The sequence below is a fragment of the Streptomyces sp. MST-110588 genome (genome assembly GCF_022695595.1).
GTDB lineage: Bacteria > Actinomycetota > Actinomycetes > Streptomycetales > Streptomycetaceae > Streptomyces.
The window spans coordinates 5561818-5578798 of record NZ_CP074380.1 but is presented as its reverse complement, the minus strand read 5'-3'; the positions used below and the strand labels follow the sequence as shown (position 1 = coordinate 5578798).

General features: G+C 70.6%; 10 protein-coding genes, 1 tRNA gene and 1 pseudogene. 3 read left to right on the top strand and 9 right to left on the bottom strand.

The window, feature by feature from the left end:
* Nucleotides 1-31: 31 nt before the first annotated feature.
* Nucleotides 32-1015, bottom strand: a complete 984-nt coding sequence (gene holA / locus KGS77_RS24305; protein ID WP_242585095.1) for a DNA polymerase III subunit delta — start codon at nt 1013-1015, stop codon at nt 32-34.
* A 115-nt stretch (nt 1016-1130) separates the two neighbouring features.
* Here holA and KGS77_RS24300 point away from each other — a divergent pair, with 115 nt between their 5' ends.
* Entirely contained in the window at nt 1131-1376 is a 246-nt protein-coding gene (locus KGS77_RS24300) for a hypothetical protein (protein ID WP_242585094.1), read from the top strand.
* A 100-nt stretch (nt 1377-1476) separates the two neighbouring features.
* Here KGS77_RS24300 and KGS77_RS24295 read toward each other — a convergent pair whose 3' ends face one another.
* The 7 genes and pseudogenes from KGS77_RS24295 to leuS form a co-directional block, all read right to left on the bottom strand.
* A complete protein-coding gene (locus KGS77_RS24295; RefSeq protein WP_242585093.1) occupies nt 1477-2253 on the bottom strand; it encodes an arylamine N-acetyltransferase in 777 nt (258 codons plus the stop codon).
* Nucleotides 2253-2737: pseudogene (locus tag KGS77_RS24290) on the bottom strand (Rrf2 family transcriptional regulator). The gene KGS77_RS24295 and the pseudogene KGS77_RS24290 overlap by 1 nt, the downstream one beginning before the upstream one ends.
* A 106-nt stretch (nt 2738-2843) precedes the next feature.
* Nucleotides 2844-5303, bottom strand: a complete 2460-nt coding sequence (locus KGS77_RS24285; RefSeq protein ID WP_242585092.1) for a ComEC/Rec2 family competence protein — start codon at nt 5301-5303, stop codon at nt 2844-2846.
* A 1265-nt stretch (nt 5304-6568) separates the two neighbouring features.
* Complete coding sequence (locus tag KGS77_RS35070; RefSeq protein WP_347404528.1) at nt 6569-7291, bottom strand: ComEA family DNA-binding protein; 723 nt, start codon at nt 7289-7291, stop codon at nt 6569-6571.
* A 767-nt stretch (nt 7292-8058) separates the two neighbouring features.
* Nucleotides 8059-8904 carry a DegV family protein gene (locus KGS77_RS24275; protein ID WP_242585090.1) on the bottom strand — a complete coding sequence of 282 codons (846 nt, stop codon included), beginning with the start codon at nt 8902-8904 and terminating at the stop codon, nt 8059-8061.
* 145 nt (nt 8905-9049) lie between these two features.
* Nucleotides 9050-9829, bottom strand: coding sequence for a hypothetical protein (locus tag KGS77_RS24270; RefSeq protein WP_242585089.1), 780 nt, complete (start codon nt 9827-9829; stop codon nt 9050-9052).
* A 409-nt stretch (nt 9830-10238) separates the two neighbouring features.
* Nucleotides 10239-13163 carry a leucine--tRNA ligase gene (gene leuS, locus KGS77_RS24265; protein WP_242585088.1) on the bottom strand — a complete coding sequence of 975 codons (2925 nt, stop codon included), beginning with the start codon at nt 13161-13163 and terminating at the stop codon, nt 10239-10241.
* Nucleotides 13164-13715: 552 nt separating this feature from the next.
* On the opposite strand from leuS, the gene KGS77_RS24260 reads away from it, so the two are divergent.
* On the top strand, nt 13716-15107 hold the full coding sequence (locus tag KGS77_RS24260) for a ferric reductase-like transmembrane domain-containing protein (protein ID WP_242585087.1): 1392 nt from the start codon (nt 13716-13718) through the stop codon (nt 15105-15107).
* Complete coding sequence (locus KGS77_RS24255) at nt 15104-16648, top strand: NADH-quinone oxidoreductase subunit NuoF family protein (protein WP_242585086.1); 1545 nt, start codon at nt 15104-15106, stop codon at nt 16646-16648. Before KGS77_RS24260 ends, KGS77_RS24255 begins: the two co-directional genes overlap by 4 nt.
* 156 nt (nt 16649-16804) lie before the next feature.
* Here the strand turns inward: KGS77_RS24255 and KGS77_RS24250 are convergent.
* Nucleotides 16805-16877, bottom strand: a tRNA-Ala gene (locus KGS77_RS24250).
* Nucleotides 16878-16981 lie beyond the last annotated feature (104 nt).

Below are 16981 nucleotides of genomic sequence, written 5' to 3'. Positions count from 1 at the left end.
GCACCCGCTGACGCCGCCCTCCCCGGTTCCCTCACCGGGACCGGGCGGCGCGGGCAATGGTGACGACGGCCTTCTCCAGGGCGTACTCGGGGTCGTCTCCGCCGCCCTTGACGCCGGCGTCGGCGTCGGCCACGGCTCGCAGGGCCGTGGCCACGCCGTCCGCCGACCAGCCACGCATCTGCTGCCGCACCCGGTCGATCTTCCACGGCGGCATACCCAGCTCCCGGGCCAGATCGCCGGGCCGGGCACCGCGCGGCGCGGAGGCGAGCTTGCCGATGGCCCGTACCCCTTGGGCGAGCGCACTGGTGATCATGACGGGGGCGACGCCCGTCGCGATGGCCCAGCGCAGCGCTTCCAGGGCCTCGGCGGCCCGCCCCTCCACAGCACGGTCGGCGACGGTGAAGCTCGACGCCTCGGCCCGGCCCGTGTAGTAGCGGGCGACGACGGCCTCGTCGATGGCGCCCTCGATGTCGGCGACGAGCTGGGAACAGGCCGAGGCCAGCTCCCGCAGATCGCTGCCGATGGCGTCGACGAGCGCCTGGCACGCCTCAGGAGTGGCGGAGCGCCCCACCGTACGGAACTCGGAACGGACGAAAGCCAGCCGGTCTGCTGGCTTGGTCATCTTGGCGCAGGCGACCTCACGCGCACCGGCCTTGCGCGCCGCGTCCAGCAGCCCCTTGCCCTTGGCGCCGCCGGCGTGCAGCAGCACCAGCGTGATCTCCTCGGCGGGCGCGCCGAGGTAGCCCTTGACGTCCTTGATCGTGTCGGCGGACAGTTCATGGGCGTTACGGACCACCACGACCTTCCGCTCGGCGAAGAGGGAAGGGCTGGTGAGCTCGGCGAGGGTGCCGGGCTGCAACTGATCGGGACCGAGGTCACGCACATCGGTGTCCGCGTCGGCGGCACGGGCGGCTGCCACCACCTGCTGCACCGCGCGGTCCAGGAGCAGGTCCTCCTGGCCCACGGCGAGCGTGACGGGGGCGAGCGGGTCGTCGTTTGCTGTCTTCCTGGCCATCGCGCTCCAGCATCCCACGGCCCACTGACACCGCTCCGTCACCCACCAGCCGGTGGACCGGCGACCTGGTACGCCCGCCGCCCGCCTCACCCCCGGGCTGTCGGACAATGATCCGGTGAGCGATGTTCGACATGTACTGGTACTGCCCGATCGCGACGCCGCCGAGGAAGTGGCCGAAGCCCTGGCCGAACGCTTCGGTCTCGCGGAAGAACCTCAGCTCGTACGGGACGCGCTGGCCGGCGAGGACGACGCCGAGGACGCCCAGTGGCTGGTGGTACTCGAAGACCCGACAGGCTCGTACGACCCCGCCGGGCTCCATGAGCTGGCGGACTCATACGAAGGCTGGCTGGAGACCGAATAGAGACGGTCCACGAACCACACACCCCGGAGCCGATCCGCACAACGCAGAGCGAGGCGAAACGGGACGCGCCCCGCCCCGAGCCCACTCCGATACAAACCGGTCAGTTGCGGGCTCGGAGCTCGGGCACCCGGTCCAGAACGATCCCGAAGTGCGCACGGTAGGCCGGAAGCACCTCGTCTTCGGACAGCTCGCGTTCCGCACGGCCGCCATCGGGGCCGCTGGTGACCAACGTACGTCCGGAGAGCGTCACCCGGCCGGTCTCCGTCAGACGCGAGCAGACCAGGGACCGGGTGAAGTGCGATGCGGGTGAGGTGCGATGCCACCAGCTACCGGCCTCGAAGTCACGCAACGCGCGCGGGCGCGGCTCGACGCGGTACTGCGGCGCGCCGTCCCGCAACACGTCCAGGTCCCCCTCAGGCGTCTCCTCGATACGGAAGACGCCACCGGGATCGAGCTGATCGTCACGGCTGTCGAAGCGCAGGGGAAAGTGGCTGTTACGGCCGAAGCCGACATCCACCAGCCACGGTCCGGCGGAGGTGTCGACCCGCAGGGCGAGATGGTCGTACGGAATCCCGACGCCATCGGGACCAAAAACACGGGCGGCAAGCAGTTGGACGTCGTATCCCAGCGCTTTGAGGAGAGCCGCGAAGGCACCGTTGAGTTCGTAGCAGAAGCCACCGCGCCGAGCCCGTACCACCTTGTCCACCAGGGCCTTGTCCTCCAGCACGATGTCCTCGCCGAGATGGACGGAGAGATTCTCGAACGGGACGGTCAGCAGATGGCGGAACTGGAGGTCACGCAGCGCCTTGGCGTCCGGGGCGGCGGGCCGGTCGGCGCCGATCCGCCGCAGGTAGGCGTCAGTACGCTCGGGGTCCATCAGCTACCCACCCTCTCGGTGGCGAACCAGCGCCGGACCTGCTCGGCCACCGACTCCGGAGTTCCGGCAACGATGTCCGCGACGGTCTGTTTGGCGAGCTCACGGCGCCAGGCAAGCTCCGCCTTGTGCATGACCTGGGAAATCCCGCAGGGGCGGCGGTAGACGTGTGCGGGCATTTCGGCCCCGGAGCCCCGGCGCCGGATCTCGGAGCAGCGGAAGGCGTCTTCGGTGCCCTCAATGGCGGCGACGACATCCATGAAGGAGATCTTCTCCGGAGGCCGGGCGAGACGGAAGCCACCCGGGCCCCCGGGGTGGAGGTCAGGATGTCCGCTCGCACGAGAGCTTGAAGGCGCTTGTTCAGGTAGGCCGGGGGAAGCTCGAAGGAGGCCGCCAGCCTGGCTGTCGACACCGGCGTGTCCCCGCCGAGCCACGCGAGCGTCACACAGCAGTGCAAGCCCCACTCGACGCCCTCACTCATCCTCATATTCTGGATTCTACAGATCCGGGTTCATCACCCGCCGACCTCCAGCACCGACCGGAGACACCCCCCTCCCTCCGCCCCTTGGCACAACAGCGCAGGACAGCGGCATTCATGCGGGGAAGCGAGCACGGGCTCTCCGCCGGCCGGCTGAGCGTGCCGGCCGACGTCCACCGCCCTGCACGACAGTGCCGAGTCGGCCCGGGCTGCCGACGACCGCGATGGCGCCCTCGGTATCGGTCCGCAGCACGGTGGCTCCTTCCGAGCGCAACGCGCGGATCGTGCCGGGTGCCGGATGCCCGTACGGGTTGCCGGCACCACAAGAGATCAAGGCCAGGCGCGGGGTGAGCCGCTGCATCAGGTGTGGATCCTGGTAGGCGGAGCCGTGGTGCGCCACCTTCAGCACGTCGACTGCCCCCAGGGTGGGATGGGTGGACAGCAGGGCTTCTTGAGCCGGTGGTTCAAGGTCGCCAAGGAGAAGAAACGTCAAACCGGCCGTACGGATCAACAAGGTGACGCTCGCGTCGTTGGGTCCCTCGAAAAGACGCGGAGTCGCCCGCGCGGTGCCATTCCCGGCCGTCGACGCACCCACGCCCGCCCCTTTCATCAGCTTTGCTGCAGGTGCGAGCAGAGGAGGCCCGGGCGGGAGGGACGGAGGGAGTACAGGCGGCCACAGGACTTCCCAGGACAGCGGGCCGAGGGTACGGCGTTCGCCCGCCGCGGCGCGGATCACCGGCGCACCTGCCGCCGCGGCCTGGCGGCGTACGAAGTCAACCTGGTACCCCGGCTCTTCGAGCGACGTCGTCTCGATCGCACCGACCGAGCGACCACGCAGCGCCCCTGGAAGCCCGTCCACATGGTCGGCGTGGAAGTGTGTCAGTACCAGGAGCGGGATGCGGTGGACGCCCAAGTCCGTAAGACAACGGTCGATGGCTCGCGGCTCCGGTCCGGTGTCCACGACCAAGGCTGTCCCCTCCCCGGCCGCGATGACCAGTCCGTCCCCCTGACCCACGTCACACGCGACAGCTCGCCAGCCCGGGGGCGGCCAGCCGGTGATGACACGGGTGAACAGGACGGGCCGCAGGACCACGACGAGCAGGAGCAACGCGCAGAGCACACACAGCAGGCGATGGCGCAGCAGTCGGCGCCCAAGCAGCACGAGGACCACGATCGCAGCCGCCAGCAGCAGTCCCCCGGTCCATCCACCCGGCCAGTCGAATTCCGCCCCTGGCAGGGCCGCCCCCGTACGGGCGACGCCGGCGATCCACACGGCGGGCCAGCCGGCACACCAGGCGAGTCCGCCGGCGAGTGGCGGTAGTAAGGGCGCGGCGGCGAGAGTGGCGAAGCCAAGGATGGTGGCAGCAGCGACAGCCGGCTCGGCCAGCAGGTTGCAGGGGACGGCCACCAGGCCGACCCTGGCCGCGAGTACGGCGATGACGGGCGCGCAGACCGCCTGGGCCGCAGCCGCCGCGGCGAGCACCTCGGCCAGGCGTGACGGGACCCGGCGGCGCTGGAGCGCCGCGCTCCACCGTGGGGCAAGCATGAGCAGAGCACCGGTCGCCAGGACGGAGAGCAGGAAACCGTAACTGTGAGCGAGCCAGGGATCATACAGAACGAGCAGCAGGACCGCCGCGGCGAGCGCGGGAACCAGGGAACGCCGTCGGCCCGTGCCGATGGCGAGCAGCGTGATCAGTCCGCAGGCCGCGGCGCGCAGCACGCTGGGGTCAGGACGGCAGACGACGACGAAGGCGAGCGCAATCGTGCCGCCGACCAGGGCGGTAAGGCGCAGAGACAGTCCCAGGCGCGGCGCCAGGCCCCGCCGTTCGGCACGTATGGCAAGGTGGGGCGGGCCGATCAGTAGCGCAAGCACGATGGTCAGGTTGCTTCCGGATACGGCCAGCAGATGGGACAGGTCGGTGGCTCGGAAGGCGTCGTCCAGGTCGGGCGGTACACGGGAGGTATCTCCTACGACCAGGCCGGGTAACAGGGCGCGGGCATCGAGTGAGAGGCCGTCGGTCGCCCGGCGCAGACCGGATCGCAGATCCCCGGCCAGCCGCTGGAGGGCGGACGGTGCAGCCACTTCCTGCGGGGGCCCGTCACCGGACACTCGCAGGACGGCGGCTATGCCGTCGGAGGATGTCAGAGCCGGTGCTGTGCGGGCCGTGACGCGGATCCGGGTGGAGGGCAGCAGCCCACGCCAGGCCGCCGCGTGCTGCCGCGCCTCGTCCGATGCCCCGCCGGTTCTTCCCTTCGCTGGCTTGTGGAGTTGTTCTTGCTGTCGCTGGTGCTGATGTACGACGACCAAGACCGGTGTGTGGGTTTTGGTCACTTCACCGTTGGCCGCAATGACGCGGACGGCGTCGGCGGTGAACGTCAGTAGGGGCGGCATCCTTTGGGAACCGAGGACTTTCGGGCGAGTCGTCCGTGGGTCGCCGGTGACTTCTACTTCGGCCGTGACGTGGGCGTACCGGCGTGCCAGGTCCGGCAGTGGTCCCCGTCGCAGGTCCGCTGCGTGCAGCGCTGCCGACGCGGCTCCCGCCGCCGCGCATAGCAGTACGCCCGCCAACGCCACCCGCGCTCCCGCATTCCCTGACCACCGCCGGCGTCCGCGGCCGTCACTGCCTCCCGTCGGCGTGGACCCGCAAGGCTCCTGGCTGCCGTGGTCGTCGCGGACCTGATGGGAGCTCGGCTGTCGTGTCGTTGGGGCCTGTGGTGCGGGCGCTGAGGTGCTTGGGGTCGGCGTGCCGGGTTTGGGGGAAACGGACGCAGGAATGCGGAGAGTGCGCGTATTGGGGGTCAGCGTCCTGGGACCCGTCGGCTTGACTACCTTGGACGTTGGTGTCCGAGGCACCAGCGGCATCCCGCCGACCCGCGACTTCGGACCTTGCTCCTGCTTCGCCGGCGTTTCGGCAGGCGGGCGAGGTCCCGGCGGCTCTTGAGGCTCGTTTCCACGGGGGCCGTCCGGTTGCCAAGAGGCGGAGTGATGACCGCTGGGAGCGTCGATCTCGATTTCGTCGGCACCCCGGCTTCGGGCCGCGGAAGCGGGGGCGGGAGCGCGAGCGGGGACGGGGGCGCTGGGCATCTGCTGCTGCGGCCGTGATGGAGCGGGGGCCGGCACCCCGGGAGACATATGCGGCTCGTGAGTTGCTTGGGTTGCGGCCTTGGGTTCCTGTGATCGTGACGTCGGTTCGGTCGAATGCCGTGAAGGTGTTCCGTGTGCTCGTGTGGTCGGGGCTCCGGCTCGTCGGCCGTGCGGCCTCGGTGCCCGGAGTCCCAGCTCCTTGACGCCCGGTACGCGGTGTCGTGTGACGCGGTGCTCCGGGGTCCGCCCCGGTACCCGCCGCCTACGGGTCGGTGAGAGCGGCTGGTCCTCGTCCCTTGGGTGAGACGGATGGGTACGCGTCGGTGATGCGGACGGCCGCGTCCCAGGTGGACGGGTCCCTGACGGCCGGGTCCCCAGCTCCGGGGCCCTCGCATGCGGTGCGGCGGGTGCGGGCGCTGTCGGGTGGGATGGTGCGGGAGGGGGCTGCGGAGTGGCGGTGGCGGCTCGGTTGTCCGGGGCGGGAGCTACGGGACGTACGTCCGTATCGGGGCTCTGGGGGTTCGGAGTTGTGCGGGGGTGGCGGAGGGCGGAGCAGAGGGCGAGAGCGGCGAGGACCAGGGCGGTGACACAGGCCGCCGTCACCACCTGGGGCGGGGCTGTCAGAGCCAGGGCGCAGGCGCCCCAGGCTGCCAGGGCGGGGGCTACGAGGCGGAGGTCGGCCTGCTCCTGCCGGCGGGGGTCGCTGGCTCCGTGCGGCGAGTCTGCCGACGCGTGGACCGGATTGCGTGGAGTGCTCATGGCTGCACCAAGGGTCGGAGGTCGGCGAAGCGTCGGTCACCGATGCCGTTCACCTCGCGAAGCTGGTCCACCGAAGTGAACCCGCCGCGCTGGGTGCGGAAGTCGATGATGTGCTGGGCCAGGACGGGGCCTACGCCGGGGAGCGCGTCGAGTTGTTGCGCGGTCGCCGAGTTGAGGCTCACCGGGCCGGTTACGGCGGGTCCGGTCACGGATCCCCCGTTCGCGTCACCGGGCCCAGGTACGGCGCCGAGGCCGGCGCCGGAGTCCGTACTCGACGAGTTCTGGCCACTGGAGCCGGCCGCGCCGACGATGATCTGTTCGCCGTCGGTCAACAGGCGTGCCCGGTTCAGGCTCCGGAGACTGGCGCCCCTCAGTACGCCGCCGGCGGCCTGTAGGGCGTCAGCGACCCGTGAGCCCTGGGGCAGTCGGTGGATGCCGGGGTGGCGGACTTTTCCCGTGACATCGATGACCAGGGGCTTGCCCGCGGTGCCCGGTGCACCGGCCGCCGCCGGGGTGGAGGGCGGAGGGAGCGCGGGGACGGGCACCGATGTGGGCGGTGCGGCGGCCGGGGCCCGTACGGGCTGGGGGCGCGCGGACCAGAAATGCTGGACGGCGAGGGCCACCGCCGCCACCAGCACGACGGTCAGGCCGAGAAGCGCCTTGGGATCGGTCCCGCATCTCAACTGCACCCACAGGGGCAGTCGTTCGCGTACCGCCACCCATGCCCTTTCCCGCCGTCCTGGGCGCCGTACCGCGGAGGGCGGCGCGGTGTCGTCCGTGTCATCCGCTGAAGCCGGTTCCGGCCAGTCGGAGGTGGAGGAGGGCGGGGGGACGGTGACGGGGCCGGCGAGTGTGGTGGTTCCGGGCGGGCCTGTTCGTCCGGGTTCGGTGGCGGAGGTGTTGCAGGCGTACGGGGAGGAGGCGGTGTTTGTTGTGGGTGAGGGAGTGCGCGCCGGTGGTGTGGGCGGTGGTTTGTCGTCCGGTGTTGGGCAGGGTGCTTGTTCGGCCCAGCCGGGTGGTTCGGGAAAGAGCGCCTGGGCCCGGGCGCGCGCTGCCGCAACGGTCTCGGCGCGGCGGGCGGCCCGCCCCCGCATGGGTCGCCGGACGGCTTCGGCGGAACGCCGGGGTGAAGAGAGGAGAGGGGGCGGGTGGAGGACGGGGAAGGACGGTGGGTGTGTGCGGGAGCGCCCGCGGTTGCGGTGGCGGTCGCGAAGGTCGGAGCCGGGTGTCCGGCCGGGGCCCGTGGTGGCGGAGGAAGGTCGGTGCGTCATGCCCGAGGACGTTAGGCGGGATGGGAAAAGCGCGCTGAGCAGCGCCAATTCCTGGGGGTAACTCGCGAGTTGTGGATAACTTCGTCACTCGAAGGAGGTAGGGCGAGCCGTTGGCCCGCATCTCGGGTTCCGTCCGGCACGCCCCGGCCCAGGGCCCGAGCACACGCCGACCACTGCGTGGGCCCCACGGCGTCGATCGCGGCCTTCCCTGCCCCTCACCTGGGGGAGACCACCGCGCCCAGCAGCCCCGGCCCTGTATGGGCACCAATGACCGCGCCCACCTCGCTCACATGCAGTTCCCGCAGCCCCGGCACCCGCTCCCGCAGCCGCTGTGCCAGTGATTCCGCTCGCTCCGCCGCATCCAGGTGGTGTACCGCGATGTCGACCTGCCCCTGCCTCGCACATTCCGCGGCGATCTCCTCCAGCCGGGCGATGGCCCGGGAAGCCGTACGCACCTTCTCCAGAAGCTCGATACGGCCTTCCGTGAGCTGGAGCAGCGGCTTGACGGCGAGCGCCGAACCGAGCAGTGCCTGCGCTGCTCCGATCCGTCCGCCTCGTCGCAGGTAGTCCAGGGTGTCGACGTAGAAATAGGCGGAGGTTCCCTCGGCGCGTTTCTCGGCGGCGGCCACCGCCTCATCCAGGTTTCCGCCGCTGTCCGCCGTCTCCGCCGCGGCCAGCGCGCAGAATCCCAGCGCCATGGCGACCATGCCGGTGTCCACCACCCGTACGGGTACCGGGGCGTCCTTCGCGGCCAGCACGGCCGCGTCGTACGTACCGGAGAACTCCGAGGACAGGTGCAGCGAGACGATGCCGTTCGCACCCGCCCGGGCCGCCGCGTCGTAGGCGGCGGCGAAGGTCTGCGGGCTGGGCCGCGAGGTCGTCACGGAGGTGCGCTTTTGCAGGGCCTGGGCAACCGATCTCGCCGAGATCTCGGTGCCCTCCTCCAGGGCTTCGTCTCCCAGGACGACGGTCAGCGGCACGGCGGTGATGCCGTGGCGTTCCAGTGCCGCCCGCGGCAGGTAGGCCGTTGAATCGGTGACGATCGCGACATGGCGGGACATGACTGGGAGGTTATCCGGGGATCCGGATGCCCGACAGTGCGGGCCCCTTCTCAAGATCTTCCAGGTTTGACCAAGGATCCGCCAAGGGGCCGGCCCAGCTCAAGAAGGCCGTGACGCGCGGTGCCGGACACGCGCCTTTGGCCCGTCAGCTCGTCTCCTTCTTGCGGGGTGCCTTCTGCCAGGGGTGGGTGACCTGGGCGCGTGGGTCCCGCGCCGTTATGGCGGGCGGCTCGTCCGTCACCGGCCCCCAGGAGTCACCTGCGGCGGAGGCGCCGTCGGAGCGGGCCGCGGACGGGCGGGAGGGAGTCGCGGACGGCGCCGTCGGGGTCGAGGAGGCCGTCGTCGGCCCGGCAGGCGCTCCGGACGGGTCCGCCAGCGGGTCCTCGGTCCAGTGCCGCAGCGCGCCGGCCTCTACGTCGATCTGGTCCCGCAGCGCACCGAGGTCGTCGTCGGCGAATTTACGGGCCCGGTCGCGCGCCGCCCAGCGCAGGGACTCCGCGGACTGCGTGATCTGCTCCGTACGCTCGCGGAGCTCCGGCAGCCGGGAGGCGACGCTCGCCTTGTCGGGCTCGCGCTCCAGGCGCTTGAGGTCGTCATCGAGCTCGTGGCCGTGCGCGCTGAGCCGCTCGAACAGCCCCAATGCCTCGCTGAGCGACGGATCTTGGGAGGATCCGGCCCGCAGTGCTTCTTGGGTGGCCCGCATGGAGGTCCGCAGCGACAGCCGCAGTTGCGCCAGCTCTCCGACCATGCCCGGCTGTGCGAACTGCCGGGCCCGCAGGCTGGTGTCCTCGACGGCCCTGCGCGCCTGCGCCACCGTACGGTCCACACCCCGTTTGGCCGCCTTGACGGCCTTGACGGTCAGGATGACGCCCGCCACGACGAACAGCAGGACCAGCAGCCCGACGATCGCGATGGCGGCTTCCATGGGCTCTCTCCTCAGAGGTTTCTGTGACGCGAGTCCACGGCGGTCGGTCCGCGACACGGTCGAGGAGCCATCCCGACGGATGTGCCATGACGCGGTCAGGGCCTGGACACGGCCGGAGCTTTTGCCCCCGCCCCTCAACGGTAAACGCCTCGGGCAGGCCGGTGGTTCCTTTCGAACCCCCAACCTGCCCGTAGTGGACATCCCTTAGCCGCAAACAGCATTGCCCTTGGCCGTGGCCTGTCGACAGATCGACACATCGGCCGGCCCGTCGACCGACGGACCGGCCACACCCGCAGACCGACAGACCGCCTACTCCTTTGGACCGGCAGGTCCGCAAGTCGGCAGACCGCCAGACCGCAAACCGGCGGACCGGCCGGAAAACGGCCGGCCCGCCGTCGCGTCGGACCGCTTACGCAGGCACGATGTTGACCAGCTTCGGTGCCCGCACGATCACCTTGCGGATGCCGGCTCCGCCCAGTGCCGCCACGACCGCCGGGTCGGCCAGCGCCGCCGCCTCCAGGTCCGCCTCCGAGATGGTCGGCGAGACCTCCAGGCGCGCCTTGACCTTGCCCTTGATCTGCACGACACACGTCACGGTCTCGTCCACGACGTACGCCGGGTCGGCGACCGGGAAGGGCTGGTGCACCACCGAGTCGGTGTGGCCCAGCTTGCGCCACAGCTCCTCGGCGATGTGCGGCGCCAGCGGTGCGATCAGCAGCACCAGCCGCTCCGCCACCGACCGTGCCAGAGGGCCGCCCGCCTTGGTCAGGTGGTTGTTCAGCTCCGTCACCTTGGCGATGGCGGTGTTGAAGCGCAGGTTCGCCAGGTCCTGGTTGACGCCGTCGATGGCCTTGTGCAGCGCGCGCAGCGTGTCCTGGTCCGGCTCGGCGTCATCGACGACCGTGGTCTCGCCGGTCGCTTCGTCGACAATGTTGCGCCACAGCCGCTGCAGCAGGCGGTACTGGCCGATGACGGCCCGGGTGTCCCACGGCCGCGAGACGTCCAGCGGGCCCATCGCCATCTCGTACAGCCGCAGCGTGTCCGCGCCGTACTCCGCACAGATCTCGTCCGGCGTGACGGCGTTCTTCAGGGACTTGCCCATCTTGCCCAGGACGCGGCTGACCTTCTCGCCCTGGTAGTAGTACGCGCCGTCGCGCTCCTCGACCTCGGCGGCCGGAACCGCGATACCCCGCTGGTCCCGGTAGACGAACGCCTGGATCATGCCCTGGTTGTAGAGCTTGTGGAAGGGCTCGGAGGAGGAGATGTGGCCCAGGTCGTACAGCATCTTCGACCAGAAACGGGCGTACAGCAGGTGCAGTACGGCGTGCTCGGCGCCGCCGACGTACAGGTCGACGCCACCGGTCGGCTGTCCTTCGCGCGGTCCCATCCAGTACTGCTCGTTGGCCGGGTCGACCAGCGCCCGGTCGTTGTTCGGATCCAGGTAGCGCAGTTCGTACCAGCAGGAGCCGGCCCAGTTGGGCATGGTGTTGGTCTCGCGCCGGTAGCGCTTGCGTCCGGCGCCGTCGCCCAGGTCCAGTTCCACGTTGACCCAGTCCTCATTACGGGACAGCGGGGTCTCGGGCTGGGTGTCGGCGTCGTCGGGGTCGAAGGTGCGCGGCGAGTAGTCCTCGACCTCGGGCAGTTCCAGGGGCAGCATCGACTCGGGCAGCGCGTGCGCGACCCCCTCCTCGTCGTACACGATCGGGAACGGCTCGCCCCAGTAGCGCTGCCGGCTGAACAGCCAGTCACGCAGCCGGAAGTTGACCGTGGCCTCGCCGATGCCGTTGGCGGCCAGCCATTCGGTGGCCTTCACCTTGGCGTCGTTGACGACCAGCCCGTCCAGCGAGATATGTTCGCCGGACGAGTTGATGATCTTCGCGTCGTAGGAGTCGAAGGCGTCGTCCCACGTGGCGGGGTCGGTGTCACGGCCGTCCGACGGCTCGACGACGCACCGCATGGGCAGCTCGAAGGCGCGCGCGAAGGCGAAGTCGCGGCTGTCGTGCGCCGGGACGGCCATGATGGCGCCGGTGCCGTAGCCCATCAGGACGTAGTCGGCGATGAAGACCGGCACCCGGTCGCCACTGATCGGGTTGACCGCGTACGCACCGGTGAAGACGCCGGTCTTTTCCTTGGCGTCAGCCTGGCGTTCGACGTCGGACTTGGCGGCGGCCTGCTTGCGGTAGGCGGCGACCGCCTCGGCCGGGGTGGCGTGCCCGCCGGTCCAGACCTCGTGGGTGCCCTCGGGCCAAGCCGCCGGCACGATCGAGTCCTGGCCCGAGACCAGGTCGTGTTCGGGGGCCAGCACCATATAGGTGGCGCCGAACAGGGTGTCCTGTCGGGTGGTGAAGACGGTGATCTTCTTGTCGCCGGAGGCATTGTCCGTGCCCGTGGCGGCCGTGCCGTCGACCGCGACCCGGAAGTCGACCCGCGCACCCTCGGACCGGCCGATCCAGTTGCGCTGCTGCAGCTTGATGGCCTCGGGCCAGTCCAGCGCGTCCAGGTCCTCCAGCAGCCGGTCGCCGTAAGCCGTGATGCGCATGTTCCACTGACGCAGCTTGGCCTTGAAGACCGGGTAATTACCGCGCTCGGACCGGCCGTCGGCGGTGACTTCCTCGTTGGCCAGTACGGTTCCCAGCCCGGGGCACCAGTTGACCGGCGCGTCCGAGGCGTACGCCAGCCGGTACTCACCCAGGACGTCGGCCTGTTCGCGGGCGCTCAGCGCGCTCCAGGGACGGCCGTCGGGGGTCTGCCGCCGGCCGGTCTCGAACTGCGCGATCAGCGTGTCGATCGGCCGGGCCTTCTTCGCCTCCTCGTCGTACCAGGAGTTGAAGACCTGGAGGAAGATCCACTGCGTCCACTTGTAGTAGCCCGGGTCGATCGTCTCGATCGAGCGGCGCCGGTCGTGTCCCAGACCCAGGCGGCGCAACTGGCGCCGCATGTTCTCGATGTTGGCCTCGGTGGAGACACGGGGGTGGGTGCCGGTCTGTACCGCGTACTGCTCGGCGGGCAGGCCGAAGGCGTCGAAGCCCAGGGTGTGCAGGACGTTGTGGCCGGTCATCCGCAGGTGGCGGGCGTAGACGTCGGTGGCGATGAAGCCGAGCGGGTGGCCGACGTGCAGTCCCGCACCCGAGGGGTAGGGGAACATGTCCATGACGAACTTCTTGGGGCGGGCCAGGCGCTCGGCATCCCCGGCCAGGTCACCGGTGGGGTTAGGCGCCTCATAGGTGCCCTGCTCGTCCCAGAAGTCCTGCCAGCGTGCCTCGATGTCGGCGGCCAGCGCGGCCGTATAGCGGTGCGGGGCTGCCACCTCGGCAGCCGAGTTCGTCTCGCTCATCGTCCTCAAAGCTCCATCGATCGTCTCTGCCTGCGGCTGCTGCTGTGGGTACTGCGGAAATTCGCGGAAACAAAAAGACCCCTCGCACAGGAGGGGACGCCGCGCCGATGCCGACCGTACTTTTCACCGGTCGGTACTGATCAGCGCGGCCCGCTAAGCAGAAGGCGTACGGCACGCATGGCGCCAGGGTACCGCAGGGGGCGTGGCGGCTGCGCGGAGGTTCCCCTCAGCGTTGGCCTCAGCTTTACCCGTACGGACCATCGGTTGGCCTGAATACGTACGCCCGCCGTCCATACGTACACCGGCCGTCGCCACATGACCGAGCGTGTCCGAACGGCAGCGACACCCGGCCAGCCATTCCGGATAGTGGCGGGTACTGCGGTCTGCAGCCGCCGCACGGACTCGGACGTCTCGCCGGTTTCGGCGGCGGCCCCTCTGGGGCAGCGGGCATCTTGACGGTCAACGGACCGACGCTAGCAGCGGTCCGGCCCACCCGGTCCCGCTTGTCGAAAGCCCGCCCGACTTCCCCGCACGACCCCCTACTTTCCCCATATGCATCCGCACCGCAGGAGCCGCCCGGCCCCCGGCTCACGTCTGCCCGGCTTACCCTCCGGCCCGCGCCTTGCGAGCTTCCCCGGTCTTCCGCGCGGTTTACCCCGCCCGGCGATCACCGCCGGGACACTCGCACTGCTCGTCCTTCCTCTCCTCGCCACCCTCGGCACGTTCCGCGCTTTCCTGGACCGTACGGGCGGTGTGCTGGCCCTGGTCTCTCTTACCGCGGCGGTGGTCTGGGGTCTGATCGCCTCGGACCGTACGCTGCTGACCGCACGCAGCAGACTTCTGGCCCAGGCCGTCCACCGGGCCGTCGCCACCGCCTCGCTCGGCTTCCTGCTGCTGCACATCACCGTCAAGATCAGCGAGGGCCACGCCCGCCTTCTCGACGCGCTCCTGCCGCTCACCCCCTTCAGCGCGTCCGCCCTGATCGGTCTCGGCGCGCTCAGCGGCTACCTGATGGTGCTGGCCGCGGCGACGGGCGCACTGCGCAGTGCCTTCGCCGGGCGGGGGCGCGCGTCGGGCCGCTGGCGCGCCCTGCACGCCTGCGCCTACCCGGCCTGGTGTCTGGCCCTGCTGCACGGCCTCAAGGCCGGCCGCAGTCCTTCGGCCTGGGTGACCGCCGGGTATGCGCTGTGCCTGATCGCGGTCCTCGGCGCGCTCGTGGCCCGCGTCCTCATCCTGAGGCGCCGCGCCCGTGGCGTACGTAAGGCGGTCGCCGAGGCCGAGGCGACCTTCTTGCGCCCGCAGCGGTCTTCCTATGAGCCTCACGACCTTCAGTACGTGGCTTCGTCAACCACGACACCTCTCATGTCACCCGTGGCGTCCCGGTCACCTGAGTCGGCGCCCGTCTTTCCGTACGCCACCGAGCACGCGTCTTCATACGAGCCTCACCCGACTCCGCCGTACGGGTCTTCGCAGCCGCCGTCGCCGTCACCCTCATATGAGGTGGCGCACGAGTCGACACACACACCGGCGTACGGGATCGTCAACGCGCTGCCGTACGAGTCACCTGACACGCATACGCCTTCCGAGGAGGAAGCCGGCACGCATCGCGGCGTTGATGCCTTTCCCCCCGGCATCGACGCCGGCATCGACGTGCACCGTGACACTCATATGCGCTGTGACGCCTGCGTGTTTCCAGACAGTCATCCGCCTGCCGGCGCCCGCCCGGCCCGCGACCCGCTTTCCGACGACACGCTCCCGGACCTTCCTGCGGTCCCCGCCGCCCACCCCGAGCCGTCCTCCCGCTTCCGATCCGCCCACTCCTGCCTCGGAGCCGAGCCCGTGTCCGCGCCCGTGTCCGCGCCCGAACGCTCCGATGGCGACGAGTCGCATGCCGCTCATCGCGCGCCCGCGCGCCTCGCCCGGTGGAGCGGTGCGCGTTCATGACCGCCGCTCCGCTTCCGGACACCCCACCCGTACGGGTTCTGGGTCTGCCTCGGTTGACCGCTGGTTTCGAGGACGCCGAGCGGCTCGGTCGCAAGGACCACCTCCTGGCCCACGGCTCACTGCCCGCCCTTTCCGAGGACCGCCTGACCGCACTCGCCCGTGACATCGCCCTGTGCGGGCGCGGCGGCGCGGGATTCCCGCTCGTACGGAAGCTGGAGGCTGTCGTACGGCACACGCGGCGCACAGGGACCCGGCCGGCTGTCGTCGTCAACGGGTGCGAGGGTGAGCCCGCCTGCCGTAAGGACACCGTTCTGTTGTGCCGTGCGCCACACCTGGTTCTGGACGGCGCGCTGCTCGTCGCCGAGGCGCTGGGGGCCCGGGTCCTGGTGGCCGGTGTGACCAAGGACACCACCGAGCAGTCCGTGCGAGCTGCGCTGGCCGAGCGGGGGCTGAGTGACCGGCGCGGCCGGACGTTGCGCGCGCGGGTCGTACGCGCCCCCGAGCGCCTGGTCTCCGGTGAGGCCTCGGCGCTGATCCGGGCTGCGGAGGGCGGCCCGGCACTGCCCCCCGGGCGGCGGACGCGGGCCGCGGAGTCCGGGCTCGGCGGTGTGCCGACCCTCGTCTCCAATGCCGAGACCTTCGCGCAACTCGCCGTCGCCGCCCGCTTGGGAGCCCACCGTTACGGCACGACCGGTACGGCCGAAGAACCCGGGACCTTGTTGCTCACCGTGTCCGGCGCCGTGCCCTCCCCGACTGTTGTCGAGGCACCGAGCGGGGTGCCACTCTCCTATGTCCTCCAGATGTGCGGTGCACAACCGTCGTTGGGGGGCGTGCTGGTCGGCGGCTATCACGGCGCCTGGCTCGATGCACCAGCCGCGTACGAAGCGACGGTCTCGCGGGAGGCGCTCGCGGCTCGCGGGGGCGCGCTGGGCGCGGGCGCGGTGCTGCCGGTACCCGACAGCACCTGTCCCTTGGGCGAGACGCTGCGGATCGCGTACTGGCTGGCGGCCGAGTCCGCGGGCCAGTGCGGTCCATGCCGACTGGGCCTGCCGGCGCTGGCCGGCATCCTGGCGGACACCTTGGCGGGAGGCGGGCGGGAGGCGCTGGAGTCGCTGCGGGCTGCGGCGCGCGGTGTACGGGGGCGCGGTGCGTGCAAGCACCCGGACGGCGCCGCGCGTTTCGTGCTCTCCGCGCTCACGGCTTTCACCGACGACCTGGCCGCGCATGTCCTGGGCGACGGCTGCGGCCGGGACACCGTCGGCATGCTGCCGCTGCCCGGGCCGTCCGGTGCGATGCCGTCGGCGGGCGGCACGGCGGGTGAAGTGACGGGCGGTCCGGCCGGCCGGGAGCGGCTGGCGGTGGACTGGACGCTGTGTGAGGGGCACGGTCTGTGTGCCGGGCTGCTTCCCGAGGCCGTACGGCTGGATGCGGACGGCTACCCGGTGATCGCCGACGGCGCGCTGGCCGACCGGCTTCGAGGGCGCGCCCAACGGGCCGTACGCCGCTGCCCCGCGCTCGCCCTGCGGCTGGAACAGGCGTAGGGCGAGCAGAGCCGGACGGAACCGAGACGGAAAGGGACGAAGATCGAAGAGAAGAAGAGAAGAAGAGGAGAAGAGGAGAAGAGGAGAGAGGTGCAGGAGAGGAGGGAGAACATGACAGAGCGGGCCGTCCGATTGGACGGCCCGCTCTGATTCCTGTGGAGCTAAGGAGAATTGAACTCCTGACCTCCTGCATGCCATGCAGGCGCTCTACCAACTGAGCTATAGCCCCAGGTCCTGCCCGCTTCGGTTTCCCTTTCGGTTCCCCGCTGCGGCATCGCCTACATTACACGGCTCCCCGGGCTTATGCCAAATCCGTCCCGGCACCGTGTTCGA

Bases quoted from the DNA above. Each gene is read 5' to 3' on its own strand.
- KGS77_RS24260 (WP_242585087.1), top strand. From the start codon at position 13,716: ATGCATCCGCACCGCAGGAGCCGCCCGGCCCCCGGCTCACGTCTGCCC.
- KGS77_RS24275 (WP_242585090.1), bottom strand. From the start codon at position 8,904: ATGTCCCGCCATGTCGCGATCGTCACCGATTCAACGGCCTACCTGCCG.
- KGS77_RS24295 (WP_242585093.1), bottom strand. From the start codon at position 2,253: ATGGACCCCGAGCGTACTGACGCCTACCTGCGGCGGATCGGCGCCGAC.
- KGS77_RS24270 (WP_242585089.1), bottom strand. From the start codon at position 9,829: ATGGAAGCCGCCATCGCGATCGTCGGGCTGCTGGTCCTGCTGTTCGTC.
- leuS (WP_242585088.1), bottom strand. From the start codon at position 13,163: ATGAGCGAGACGAACTCGGCTGCCGAGGTGGCAGCCCCGCACCGCTAT.
- KGS77_RS24255 (WP_242585086.1), top strand. From the start codon at position 15,104: ATGACCGCCGCTCCGCTTCCGGACACCCCACCCGTACGGGTTCTGGGT.
- holA (WP_242585095.1), bottom strand. From the start codon at position 1,015: ATGGCCAGGAAGACAGCAAACGACGACCCGCTCGCCCCCGTCACGCTC.